Below are 11,750 nucleotides of genomic sequence, written 5' to 3'. Positions count from 1 at the left end.
GCCGACATGACGAGCACCGGGAGGATGCACCTCGTCGCCGGCGCGCTGGCGCTCGCGGCGTCGATGGCGAATGCGCAGACCGCGCAGACGACGCCCGCGGCGCTGATCGCCGGTTTCGAACGCACCGAGCTGCCCGGCGGCGAACACATGGGGCTGGCGCAGATTGCCTACCTCGTCGAGTTCGCGCCCGGCTGGCGCGCCGGCCCGGCGCTGTACGGCGCGGCCACCGGCCAGCGCGGCGGCCTGTTCACCTGGGGCGCCGAGGCGCAGAAGCTCTGGCGCTTCGGCGCGCGCTGGCAGGCCGTCGGCGGCCTGTACGTCGGCGGTGGCGGCGGCGCCGGCGCGCCGGTGGGCGGCGGCCTGATGCTGCGCCCGCATGCCGACCTGCTCTACGGTTTCGACGGCTGGGCGCTGGGTGTCTCGGCCTCGCAGCTGCGTTTCCCGAACGGCGACATCCGCAGCTCCCAGCTGGGGCTGGTGCTGAGCGTGGACGACCGTATCGGACACGGCACGCCGGGCGTCGCCTGGCGCGGTGGCGAGGCTTCCTGGCTGCGTGTCGACCGCCTGGTGTTCGGCGGTGGCTCTTATGCCGAACAGGCGCCGGGCGCCGATTCGCTGGGCGTCGTCAGCCTGCGCGCCGAACACGACCTGGGCCCGGTCTGGATCGCGACGGCCGAAGCCGGTGCCGCGGTGCAGGGCGACGGCGACGGTTATGCCGAGTTCGGCGCCGGCCTCGCGGCGCTGTGGCCGACGCCGCTGCCCGGCCTGCGTGTCGGCGGCCGCACGATGCTGGGCCTGGGCGGCGGCGGCGCCGTGCCGACCGGCGGAGGCATCATCGGCAAGGCCGCACTGCTGGCGCGCTGGCAGGTCGCCGGGCCCTGGAGCCTGGAACTCGAAGGCGGGCGTGTGCACGCCTTCAGCGGCGGCGATCTGGACAGCCACTACGCGATGCTGTCGCTGGGCCGCAGCTTCGGCGCGCCCGACGCCGGCGCACCGGCGGTCGAGACCGAGTTCGCGCTCGCCGCGCAGAGCTACGACGCCCAGCGCCGCGACGGCAGCCGCCGCCGGCTGGAGACCATCGGCCTGAAGATCAGCCGTGCGATCGACGAACGCTGGTACGTCAGCGGCCAGGCCTACGGCGCGGTGACCGGCGGGGCCGGCGCGTACTCGGTCGGCCTGGTCGGGCTGGGTGCACGCTGGCCGATGGGCGGCGGCTGGCGCGTCGGCGCCGAGGCGCTGGCCGGTGCGGCCGGCGGCGGCGGTGTCGACAGCCAGGGCGGCGCCATCGTGCAGCCCAAGCTCTGGGTCGGCACCGACCTCGGCCGCCACGGCCGGCTGCAGCTGGGCGCCGGTTACATCCGCTCGCTGCGCGGCGAACTGTCGGCGCCGCTGGTCGAACTGAGCTGGGGCGTGGCGCTCGGCCGGCCCTGACGCGGGCCTGGCGCCGCAAGACGGGGCAGGTCGCAGAAGACGGGGTCAGGTCTTGCGAGAAGACGGGGTCAGGTCTTACGAGACCTGACCCCGGGCCACTGGCGCCAAAAGACGGGGTCAGGTCTTGCGAGACCTGACCCCTGGCCCGTGACCCCTGACCCGTTGCGCGGCGGGCGGCTTGCGTCAGCCGATCCCGCGCGCCCGGTCGGCCTTGAACTGCAGGCGGAAGGCCTCGAAGCGGCCTTCATCCAGCGCCTCGCGCACCTCGCGCATCAGGTTCAGGTAGTAGTGGATGTTGTGGATGCTGGCCAGCATCGGGCCCAGCATCTCGCCGCAGCGGTCGAGGTGGTGCAGGTAGGCACGGCTGAAGTTGCGGCAGCAGTAGCAGCTGCAGGTCTCGTCGACCGGCCGCTCGGACGCACGATGTTTGGCGTTGCGGATCTTCAGGTCGCCGAAACGCGTGAACAGGTGGCCGTTGCGCGCGTTGCGCGTCGGCATCACGCAGTCGAACATGTCGACGCCGCAGGCGACGCCCTCGACCAGGTCCTCGGGCGTGCCGACGCCCATCAGGTAGCGCGGCTTGTGTGCCGGCAGCCGGTGCGGCGTGTGCGCCATGATGCGCAGCATCTCGTCCTTGGGCTCGCCGACGCTGACGCCGCCGATCGCATAGCCCGGCAGGTCCATCTCGACCAGCGCGTCCAGCGACTCCTGGCGCAGGTGCTCGAACATGCCGCCCTGGACGATGCCGAACAGCGCGTGCGGGTTCTCCAGCCGCGTGAACTCGGCGATGCAGCGTTTGGCCCAGCGCCGGCTCAGCTCCATCGACGCACGCGCCTGGGCCTCGGTCGTCAGCTGGCCCTTGGTCTCGTACGGCGTGCACTCGTCGAACTGCATGACGATGTCCGAATTGAGCACCGTCTGGATCTGCATGCTGACTTCGGGCGTCAGGAACAGCTTGTCGCCGTTGACCGGCGAGGCGAACTTGACGCCCTCCTCGCTGATCTTGCGCATCTCGCCCAGGCTCCAGACCTGGAAGCCGCCGCTGTCGGTGAGGATGGGCTTGTTCCAGCCTTCGAAGCGGTGCAGGCCGCCGAAGCTCTGCAGCACGTCCAGCCCCGGGCGCATCCACAGGTGGAAGGTGTTGCCGAGGATGATCTGGGCGCCGGCTTCCTCCAGCGAGCGCGGCAGCACGCCCTTGACGGTGCCGTAGGTGCCCACCGGCATGAAGATCGGCGTCTCGACGACGCCGTGGTTCAGCGTCAAACGACCGCGGCGCGCATGGCCCTCGGTCTTCAGCAGTTCGTATCGCAGCATGGGATGGGGAAAGTTCAGGCGCGGCGCTCGAGCAGCATCGCGTCGCCGTAGCTGAAGAAGCGGTAGCGCGCCTCGACGGCGTGGCGGTACAGCGCGTGCATGTGCTCGAAGCCCGTGAACGCGCTGACCAGCATCAGCAGCGTGCTCTTGGGCAGGTGGAAGTTGGTGACCAGCAGGTCGACGACGCGGAACTCGAAGCCCGGGCGGATGAAGAGGTCGGTATCGCCGGCGCCGGCTTCGAGCGCGCCACCGATCGCCGCCGACTCCAGCGCCCGCAGCGTCGTCGTGCCGGCGGCGACGATGCGCCCGCCGCGCGCACGCGTCTCGCGGATCGCCTCGACGGTGGCGGCGTCGACTTCCCAGCGCTCGCGGTGCATGCGGTGCTCGTCGAGGTTCTCGGCACGCACCGGCTGGAAGGTGCCGGCGCCGACGTGCAGCGTGACCGCGGCGCGCTTGACGCCGCGCGCGTCCAGCGCCGCCAGCACGCCGGCGTCGAAGTGCAGCGACGCGGTCGGCGCGGCCACCGCGCCGGGGCGCGCGGCGAACACCGTCTGGTAGCGCTCGACGTCCTCGGCGGCGTCCTCGTGCGTGATGTACGGCGGCAGCGGCACGTGGCCGTGGCGCTCCAGCAGCACGAAGGGGTCGTCGGGCAAGCGCAGGTGGAACAGCGAGCCGTCGACGCCGTCGCGGCCCAGGACCTCGGCGTCGAAGGCGTCGGCGAAACGCACCGTCGTGCCCGGGCGCGGCGACTTGCTGGCGCGCAGATGCGCCAGAACCTCGTGGCCGCCGAGCACACGCTCGACCAGCGCCTCGACGCTGCCGCCGGTGGGCTTTTCGCCGTGCAGCCGGGCCTTGATGACGCGGGTGTCGTTGAAGACCAGCAGGTCGCCCGGGGCCAGCAGCTGCGGCAGTTCGCGGAACACGCGGTCCACCGGCAGCGCGCCGCGGCCGTCGAGCAGGCGCGAGGCGCTGCGTTCGGGGGCCGGGTGCTGGGCGATCAGCTCGGGCGGGAGCGGGAAGTCGAAATCGGAGAGGGAGTAGGAAGTCATCGTGCAGGCTGTACCGGCCTGGAGTCGCGACGGGGGCGATTGTTCCATGCCCTCGGCGGCGACAATCTCGCGCCATGCCGGAAACCGCACGCCAGAGCACGAAATCGGCCCCGCAGCGCGCGATGGAACGCCTGGGCCTGCTGCGCGACATCGACCTCGCGCTGCACCTGCCGATGCGCTACGAGGACGAGACGCGCATCGAGCCCGTCGCCGCGCTGCACGACGGCGACACGGCGCAGGTCGAGGGCGTGGTGCGCCAGTGCCAGATCGAGATCCGCTCGCGCCGCCAGCTCGTCGTGCGCCTGGCCGACGACAGCGGCGAGCTGACGCTGCGTTTCCTGCACTTCTACCCGTCGACGCAGAAGCAGCTGGCCGTCGGCAGCCGGGTGCGCGTGCGTGGCGAGGTGCGCGTCGGGTTCCTCGGCCGCGAGATGGTGCACCCGACGGTCAAGCGCGTCGACGAGCACACGCCGCTGGCGGCCTCGCTGACGCCGGTCTACCCGGCCAGCGCGCAGCTGCCGCAGGCCTATCTGCGCAAGGCGGTGGCCGCCGGCCTGTCGCGCGCGCCGCTGGACGAGGTGCTGCCGCCCGGCGTCGTGCCACCGGGGCTGCCGCCGCTGCGCGAGGCGCTGCGCCTGCTGCACCACCCGCCGCCGGGCATCGCGATGGGCGCGCTGGAGGACCACAGCCACCCGGCCTGGCAGCGGCTGAAGTTCGACGAGCTGCTGGCGCAGCAGCTGTCGCAGCTGCAGGCGCGGCTGGAGCGTTCGCGCCTGGCCGCACCGGCGCTGCGCGACAGCACGCTGGCGGCACGGCTGCGCACGGTGCTGCCGTTCACGCTGACCGCGGCGCAGGAGCGTGTCGTCGCCGAGATAGCCGCCGACCTGGCGCTGGCGCAGCCGATGCACCGGCTGCTGCAAGGCGACGTCGGCTCGGGCAAGACCGTCGTCGCGGCGCTGGCCGCGGCCACCGCGATCGGCTCGGGCTGGCAGTGCGCGCTGATGGCGCCGACCGAGATCCTCGCCGAGCAGCACTTCAAGAAGCTCGTCGACTGGCTGCTGCCGCTGGGGCTGGAGGTCGCCTGGCTGACCGGCAGCCGCAAGGGCAAGCAGCGCCAGGCGATGCTGGCGAAGATCGCCTCGGGCCAGGCGGCGCTGGTCGTCGGCACGCACGCGGTGATCCAGGAGGACGTGGTCTTCGCGCGCCTGGGGCTGGCCGTCGTCGACGAGCAGCACCGTTTCGGCGTCGCCCAGCGCCTGGCGCTGCGGCGCAAGCTGGAGCTGCAGGCGCTGGAGCCGCACCTCTTGATGATGAGCGCGACGCCGATCCCGCGCACGCTGGCGATGACCTACTTCGCCGACCTGGCGGTCAGCACCATCGACGAGCTGCCGCCCGGACGCACGCCGGTCGTCACCAAGGTCTTCGCCGACGACAAGCGCGAGATGGTCGTCGAGAAGATCCGCGACGAGGTCGCACGCGGGCGCCAGGTCTACTGGGTCTGCCCGCTGGTCGAGGAGAGCGAGCACATCGACCTGCAGAACGCGACGGCCACGCATGCCCAGCTGAGCGAGGCGCTGCCCGGCGTGTCGGTCGGCCTGCTGCACGGCCGCATGGCCGCCGCCGACAAGGCCGCGACCATGGCCGAGTTCTCGGCCGGGCGCATGCAGCTGCTGGTGGCCACCACCGTCATCGAGGTCGGCGTCGACGTGCCCAACGCCAGCCTGATGGTCATCGAGCACGCCGAACGTTTCGGCCTGGCGCAGCTGCACCAGCTGCGCGGGCGTGTCGGCCGCGGCGCGGTGGCCAGCGTCTGCGTGCTGCTCTACACGGCGCCGCTGTCGCCCACCGGCAAGGCGCGGCTGCGCGCGATGGCCGAGACCACCGACGGCTTCGAGATCGCGCGCCGCGACCTCGACATCCGCGGCCCCGGCGAGTTCATGGGCTCGCGCCAGAGCGGCGACGCGCTGCTGCGTTTCGCCGACCTGGCCGAAGACGACGCGCTGCTGGAACGCGCGCGCGAGCTGGCGCCGAAGCTGCTGCGCGAGCAGCCTGCGGCAGCCAAGGCCCACGTCCAACGTTGGCTCGGCGGCAAGGCCGAGTTCCTCAAGGCCTGAAGAGCTGGAGCCCCCAAGCTCGCGTTCGCTCGCTACCCCCGAGGGGGCTCGGCTGGACGCGGACGGTCCAGTGGACCGGCTGCGCCCGCCGAGCGGCCGGGGCACTGCCCCGGCGCGGCCTGCAAGGCCGTCCGCCGACGGACCGGCGAAGCCGGATCCGTGGCGGGAAGCTTGCTCGCGTTCGCCGGGCATCGAAGCCGGCTCGCTGACCGCCCCCCGGCTCTGCGGCTAGCAGGCGACGATGGCTAAACTGACCGAATGAACCCCTCGAACATCGCCTTCATCGGCGGCGGCAACATGGCCGGCGCCTTGATCGGCGGGCTGCTGAAGAGCGGCCGTGCGCCGGCGTCCATCCTCGTCGTCGAGCCTTTTGCGGCGCAACGCGAGCGGCTGCAGCGCGAGTTCGGCCTCGCGCCGCTGGCCGAGGCCGGGCCGGCGCTGGCTTCGGCCGGCATCGTCGTCTGGGCGGTCAAGCCGCAGCTGTTCCGCGACGCGGCGGCGCCCTGCGCGGCGCACGTCGGCGGCGCGCTGCAGCTCAGCGTGATGGCCGGGGTGCGCAGCGACGCGATCGCGCGCGCCAGCGGCAGCCAGCGTGTCGTGCGCGCGATGCCCAACACCCCGGCGCTGATCGGCCGCGGCGTCGCCGGGCTCTACGCACGCGACGCGGTGACGCCGGACGAACGCGGCGCCGTCGAGGCGCTGCTGGCGCCGACCGGGCGCACCGTCTGGGTCGAACGCGAAGCCGACCTCGACGCGGTGACGGCGCTGTCGGGCTCGGGCCCGGCCTACGTCTTCTACGTGCTCGAGGCGATGATGAAGGCCGGCGTCGAGATGGGCCTGCCCGAGGCCCAGGCGCGTGCGCTGGCGCTGGCCACCTTCGACGGCGCGACGGCGCTGGCCGAGGCCTCGCCGCTGCCGCCGGCCGAGCTGCGCGCCCAGGTCACGTCCAAGGGCGGCACGACCTACGCGGCGATCACGTCGATGGAAGCCGACGGCGTCGGCGCGGCCGTCGTGCGCGCGATCGGCCGGGCGCGAGAGCGCGCGCGGGAGCTGGGGGACGAGTTCGGCGGCTGAGCCCCCCCGGACAAGGGGCTGCTCTGCCGCAAGGCACGGGCACCCGAGCGGGCTATAACTCGCGGTTACGGGCCGCTCGACAGGCTCGACGGGGGGATCATGAATCCAGCAGCCAGCGGACGCAGAGCGATCGCCTGCGTGATGGCATGTCTCTTGGCCGCGGCGGCATCGGCTGCCGAGCCGTCGTCTTCGGCGCCGCCGGCGCCGACAGCGAAGAAGACGGCAACGAAAGCGGCGCCGCCAGCCCGCGCCTTCGACACCCGCCACGTCGCGCCGGGCTTCGCCGGCCTGAAGGCCCAGGACCGCGTCGCCGTCATGCCTCCCGACATCGAGCTGTTCTCGCTGAGCGCCGGCGGTGTGTCCGAACCGCGCGCCGACTGGACGATGGCGGCCCGGGAGCACATGAAGGCGGCCCTGGCGCAGCGCACCCGCACGCTGGGCCTGGCCGCCGACTTCTTCGACGAGCGCCAGGCCGACGAGTTCGCCGAGCCGATCGGCCTCCAGAACGCGGTGGCGTCGGCGATCTGGGTGCACCATGCCGGACAGCGCACCCTGCCGCTGCCGACCAAACACGACAAGCTCGACTGGTCGCTCGGTGACTCGGTGCGGCCGATCGCCCAGCAGGGCGGCCAACGCTACGGACTCTTCGTCTTCGTGCGCGACAGTTATGCCAGTGCGGAGCGCAAGGCCGCGATGATCGGTCTGGCGCTGTTCGGCTTCGCGCTGATGCCTGGAGCGCAGGTCGGCTACGCCTCGCTGGTCGACCTGGAGAGCGGACAGGTGGTCTGGTTCAACCCCTTGGTGCGCATGACCGGCGATCTGCGCGAGATCGATTCGGCCACCGAGACGGTCGCGGAGCTGCTGGGGAACCTGCCCGTTGCGCCATGAAGCGCCGCGCCTGGCTGAAGTGGGGTTGCGCCCACTGCATGCTGCTGTCCGGCGCCGCGCTTGCGGCCGACTGGATGCCGCCCAACCGCCTGGGGCGCCCCGACCCGGCGTCAGACGAAGGCGGGCTGTGGGCGCTGCTGGACCGCGAGGAGACGCGCGTGCGCCGCAGCCCGCTGCGCATGCGTGACGACGGACTGCAGGCCTATCTGGAGGGTGTCGTCGGCCGGCTGGCGGGTGAACACGCGGCGGACATGCGCGTCTACGCGCTGCGTGTGCCGATGTTCAACGCCAGCATGGCGCCCAACGGGATGATGCAGATCTGGAGTGGTCTGCTGCTGCGCGTGGACAACGAGGCCCAGCTCGCCGCCGTGCTGGGACACGAGATCGGCCACTACCTCGAACGTCACTCCGTGGCCCAGCTGCGTGATGCCAAGTCGCGCAGCGCGCTCGGCACTTTTCTGGCGGTCTTCGGCCTCGTCGGTGCCGTCGGCGCACTGGCGACGGTGGGCGGCGCCTATGCGTTCTCGCGGGAGCACGAACGCGAGGCCGACCGCATCGGCGTCGAGCTGATGCGCCGCGCCGGTTACGAGACCGGCGAGGCGTCGAAGATCTGGGGCAACCTGCTGGCCGAACTGAAGGCCGCCGGCGTCGAGGATCCGGCCCAGAACGCGCTGTTCGCCACCCACCCGGCCAACGACGAGCGCCGTGCCGCGCTGCAAGCGCTGACGCAGCAGGACTCCCGCGGCGAAACACGCGAAGCCGAGTTCCGCGCGCTGATCGCGCCCTGGCGCTTCTCGTTGCTCGAGGACGAGCTGCGGCGCCGGCGCTTCGACGAGTCGATCGTGCTGCTCGACCGCCGCTTGGCGAGCGAACCGGGAGACCCCGAACTGCTGTACTTCCGCGGCGAAGCGCGCCGCCTGCGCAACCGCGACGGCGACCTCGACCTGGCGCTGGCGGATCTCGAGCAGTCGGTGCGCAGCGGTCGCGAGCCGGCCGTCGCGCATCGATCGCTCGGCACGCTGCACCGTACGCAGGAACGCCACGATGCCGCACGCCAGGCGCTGCAGCGTTACCTGGAGCGTGCACCCGAGGCACCCGACGCCGCCTTCATCCGACAGACCCTGGAGGAACTCCCGTCATGACTCCCATCGCCACGCGCCGAGGCGCGATCCTCGCGCTCGGCGCGCTGCTGGCCGGCTGCGCGGGCCCGGCATTCGTCGAGGTGGCTCCCGGCGAGACCGTGATCAAGAACCGCCTCGCCGTGACGGCGGGCAGAGCCTGGAACCGTTTCGACAGCTCCGCCGAGGGCAATCAGCACCCGGTCTGGACGCGCGACGGCTTCGCGCTGGACACGCTTCGCTTCTACGTCGGCCTCAAGAGCGGCGACCTGCTGGCACCGACGCCGCGCAACAAGGACGGCGCCAAGCCCCTGGCCTACACCGCCGGTATGGCGCCCCAGGACATCGTCGGGCTGTTCGAGTCGATGGTCTCGCGCGACGGCTCGAGCTTCACGCTCGACAAGATGGAGCCCGCGAGCTTCGCCGGACAACCCGGCGTGCGCTTCGAGTACACCAGCGTGCGCAAGGGCGACGAGGTGGTCGTGCGCGGGGTCACCTGGTTCGCGGTGAAGAACGGCGAACTGTTCGCGCTGGCCTTCGCGGCGCCACGCCTGGGTTTCTTCCCGCGCGGGCTGCCCGAGGTCGAAGCGATCGTGCGCTCGGCGCGCCTGGTCTGACGCCGGCGGTGCGCGGCGGGCCGGCCCGCTCAGCGCATCGCCAGGTCGACGACGACCCCGGCGAAGACCGCCAAACCCACCCAGTGGTTGACGCGGAAGGCGCGGAAGCAGCCTTCGCGGCCGCGGTCGCGGATCAGCGACCAGTGCCACAGCGCCTGCGCCGCGGCGGCGGCGATGCCGAGCAGGAACCACGCGCCCAGGCCGAGCGACACGCCGACGACGGCCCAGATCGCGAGGAACAGGCCGTAGAAGGCCATGATGCCGGCGACGTCGAAGCGGCCGAGCGTGATCGCCGAGGTCTTGATGCCGATCTTCAGGTCGTCGTCGCGGTCGACCATCGCGTACTCGGTGTCGTAGGCCAGCACCCAGAACAGGTTGCCGACCAGCAGCCACCAGGCCTGCGGCGGCACCGCGGCGAAGGTCCACTCCTGACCGCCCTGCGCCGCGGCGAAGGCCATCGGGATGCCGAAGCTGAAGGCCACGCCCAGCACCGCCTGCGGCATGGAGACGAAACGTTTGGCGTAGGGGTAGACCAGCGTCACCGCCAGGCCGAAGAACGACAGCAGGATCGTCGGCGGGTTGGTCGTCAGCACCAGCAGGAACGAGACGAAGGCCAGCGCCGCGCCGACGCCCAGCGCGTCGGGCACACCGAGCGCGCCGCTGGTGATCGGACGCTGCGCCGTGCGCTTGACGTGGCGGTCGAACTCGCGGTCGGCGACGTCGTTGATGCAGCAGCCGGCGCTGCGCATCAGCACCGTGCCCAGCGTGAAGACGGCGATCAGGTGCAGACCGGGGAAGCCGTCGGCGGCGATCCACAGCGCGGCCAGCGTCGGCCACAGCAGCAGCAGCCAGCCGGCCGGGCGGTCCCAGCGGATCAGGTCCAGGTAGAGATGGAAGCGGCGCGCGGCGATCACGGCAGCGATTATCCGGCGAGCGGCGGGCCTGGCCGCGACGGCGATAGGGCGGGCTCGCGGGCGACGGGTCACCCGGGGTCGTCCCCGCCGCCAGCAGCCGGGACCGCATCCCTCTCGAAGCGGTAGAACCTCGCGGCCGGGCCCCCGGACCAGAAGGCACTGCGGTGGCATCCCTGCAGAATGCCGGCACGACCAACAGGCAAGGGCATGCAATACGTTCCGGCGCTCGATGGAGTACGTGCCATTGCGGTGCTGGTGGTGCTGGCCTTCCACGCCCGCGTGCCGGGGTTCAACGGCGGTTTCCTCGGCGTCGATCTCTTCTTCGTCCTGTCCGGGTACCTGATCACCCGGATCCTGGCCGAAGAGCACCGGCATCGCGGTTCGATCTCCATCGGCTCGTTCTACCTTCGTCGCCTGCGCCGCCTGTATCCGGCGCTGCTGCTCTTCGTCGGCACCTACCTGCTCGTGGCCGAAACGGTGTTCGGGAACCGGGTCAACCACGTCAGAGACGCGATCGTCACGACGCTCTACCTTTCGGACTACGGACGGGCCTTCTGGCGCGTGCCGGTGGTCCTCCAGCACACCTGGAGCCTGGCGGCCGAGGAGCACTTTTATCTCGTGTGGCCGCTGCTGCTCGTCGGCATCCTGAAGCTCGCCCCGCGCCTTCGGATCGCCAGCCTGGCACTGCTGTTCGTCGCGGCGACGGCATGGCGCTGGAACGTGCTCGGAGAAGGCGACTGGCTGCAGACCTACTACCGTTTCGACACCCGCCTGTCGGGCCTGGTACTCGGGGCCGTGTGCGCCCTCTGGAAGCCGCAGTTCGGCGGCACGGCGGCGCTCGCCGGCTGGGCGATCTTCGCCTGGTGCGTGCACTCCGCGCACTGGTACGGGCGCGACAGCCTGATGGAGATCGCGCTCGCCGCGGAGCTGTCTGCCGCACTGATCATCCTCGGAGCGCAACACCTGAAGGTCTTTGCGTCCGGGCCGCTGACCTGGCTGGGACGCATGTCCTACGGCATCTATCTGTGGCACTACCCATTCGTCTACTGGATGCGCAACGAGGGCCTGCACTGGAGCATCACGTTCCTCGCGGCCGGCGGCGCCGCGATCACCTGCGCGGCGCTGTCGTACTACACGATCGAACGGACTTTCCGATCGCGCCGCGCACGGCGGGCTGGTCCGCCCGGATCGGCCGCAGGCGCCTGACCGACGCCGGCCACGGCCGTGCAGC

General features: G+C 71.8%; 10 protein-coding genes. 7 read left to right on the top strand and 3 right to left on the bottom strand.

Annotated features, from left to right (window positions below):
• Positions 1-6: 6 nt before the first annotated feature.
• Positions 7-1,431: a hypothetical protein gene (locus tag LOC65_RS08555; RefSeq protein ID WP_230247207.1), complete on the top strand. Its 1,425-nt coding sequence runs from the start codon at positions 7-9 to the stop codon at positions 1,429-1,431.
• Between the two features lie 183 nt (positions 1,432-1,614).
• Here LOC65_RS08555 and tgt read toward each other — a convergent pair whose 3' ends face one another.
• Together tgt and queA are read right to left on the bottom strand one after the other, a co-directional pair.
• Positions 1,615-2,745, bottom strand: coding sequence for a tRNA guanosine(34) transglycosylase Tgt (tgt, locus tag LOC65_RS08550; RefSeq protein ID WP_230247206.1), 1,131 nt, complete (start codon positions 2,743-2,745; stop codon positions 1,615-1,617).
• 14 nt (positions 2,746-2,759) lie between these two features.
• Positions 2,760-3,794: a tRNA preQ1(34) S-adenosylmethionine ribosyltransferase-isomerase QueA gene (gene queA / locus LOC65_RS08545; protein WP_230247205.1), complete on the bottom strand. Its 1,035-nt coding sequence runs from the start codon at positions 3,792-3,794 to the stop codon at positions 2,760-2,762.
• Between the two features lie 74 nt (positions 3,795-3,868).
• Between queA and recG the strand changes: the two genes are divergently transcribed.
• The 5 genes from recG to LOC65_RS08520 all read left to right on the top strand — a co-directional run bounded on the left by recG (position 3,869) and on the right by LOC65_RS08520 (position 9,605).
• Complete coding sequence (gene recG / locus LOC65_RS08540; protein WP_230247204.1) at positions 3,869-5,908, top strand: ATP-dependent DNA helicase RecG; 2,040 nt, start codon at positions 3,869-3,871, stop codon at positions 5,906-5,908.
• A 258-nt stretch (positions 5,909-6,166) separates the two neighbouring features.
• Complete coding sequence (gene proC / locus LOC65_RS08535; protein ID WP_009856273.1) at positions 6,167-6,982, top strand: pyrroline-5-carboxylate reductase; 816 nt, start codon at positions 6,167-6,169, stop codon at positions 6,980-6,982.
• A 141-nt stretch (positions 6,983-7,123) separates the two neighbouring features.
• Positions 7,124-7,870 (top strand): hypothetical protein, encoded by a 747-nt coding sequence (locus tag LOC65_RS08530; RefSeq protein WP_230247203.1) that lies wholly within the window; start codon positions 7,124-7,126, stop codon positions 7,868-7,870.
• The gene (locus LOC65_RS08525) at positions 7,867-9,012 is read left to right on the top strand and encodes a M48 family metalloprotease (RefSeq protein WP_050801736.1); all 1,146 of its coding nucleotides are present in this window, start codon (positions 7,867-7,869) and stop codon (positions 9,010-9,012) included. The genes LOC65_RS08530 and LOC65_RS08525 overlap by 4 nt, the downstream gene beginning before the upstream one ends.
• Entirely contained in the window at positions 9,009-9,605 is a 597-nt protein-coding gene (locus LOC65_RS08520; protein WP_009856269.1) for a hypothetical protein, read from the top strand. The genes LOC65_RS08525 and LOC65_RS08520 overlap by 4 nt, the downstream gene beginning before the upstream one ends.
• A 29-nt stretch (positions 9,606-9,634) precedes the next feature.
• Here LOC65_RS08520 and ubiA read toward each other — a convergent pair whose 3' ends face one another.
• Positions 9,635-10,519, bottom strand: coding sequence for a 4-hydroxybenzoate octaprenyltransferase (gene ubiA, locus LOC65_RS08515; RefSeq protein WP_009856268.1), 885 nt, complete (start codon positions 10,517-10,519; stop codon positions 9,635-9,637).
• A 207-nt stretch (positions 10,520-10,726) separates the two neighbouring features.
• Here ubiA and LOC65_RS08510 point away from each other — a divergent pair, with 207 nt between their 5' ends.
• Positions 10,727-11,725, top strand: coding sequence for an acyltransferase (locus LOC65_RS08510; RefSeq protein WP_230247202.1), 999 nt, complete (start codon positions 10,727-10,729; stop codon positions 11,723-11,725).
• The last annotated feature ends 25 nt before the right edge of the window (positions 11,726-11,750 follow it).

Origin of the sequence: Rubrivivax sp. JA1055 (assembly GCF_020966565.1) — a bacterium.
Classification (GTDB): domain Bacteria; phylum Pseudomonadota; class Gammaproteobacteria; order Burkholderiales; family Burkholderiaceae_C; genus Rubrivivax; species Rubrivivax benzoatilyticus.
This window is presented reverse-complemented; position numbering and strand designations above follow the sequence as displayed.

Bases quoted from the DNA above. Each gene is read 5' to 3' on its own strand.
- LOC65_RS08555 (WP_230247207.1), top strand. From the start codon at position 7: ATGACGAGCACCGGGAGGATGCACCTCGTCGCCGGCGCGCTGGCGCTC.
- tgt (WP_230247206.1), bottom strand. From the start codon at position 2,745: ATGCTGCGATACGAACTGCTGAAGACCGAGGGCCATGCGCGCCGCGGT.
- queA (WP_230247205.1), bottom strand. From the start codon at position 3,794: ATGACTTCCTACTCCCTCTCCGATTTCGACTTCCCGCTCCCGCCCGAG.
- recG (WP_230247204.1), top strand. From the start codon at position 3,869: ATGCCGGAAACCGCACGCCAGAGCACGAAATCGGCCCCGCAGCGCGCG.
- proC (WP_009856273.1), top strand. From the start codon at position 6,167: ATGAACCCCTCGAACATCGCCTTCATCGGCGGCGGCAACATGGCCGGC.
- LOC65_RS08530 (WP_230247203.1), top strand. From the start codon at position 7,124: ATGGCATGTCTCTTGGCCGCGGCGGCATCGGCTGCCGAGCCGTCGTCT.
- LOC65_RS08525 (WP_050801736.1), top strand. From the start codon at position 7,867: ATGAAGCGCCGCGCCTGGCTGAAGTGGGGTTGCGCCCACTGCATGCTG.
- LOC65_RS08520 (WP_009856269.1), top strand. From the start codon at position 9,009: ATGACTCCCATCGCCACGCGCCGAGGCGCGATCCTCGCGCTCGGCGCG.
- LOC65_RS08510 (WP_230247202.1), top strand. From the start codon at position 10,727: ATGCAATACGTTCCGGCGCTCGATGGAGTACGTGCCATTGCGGTGCTG.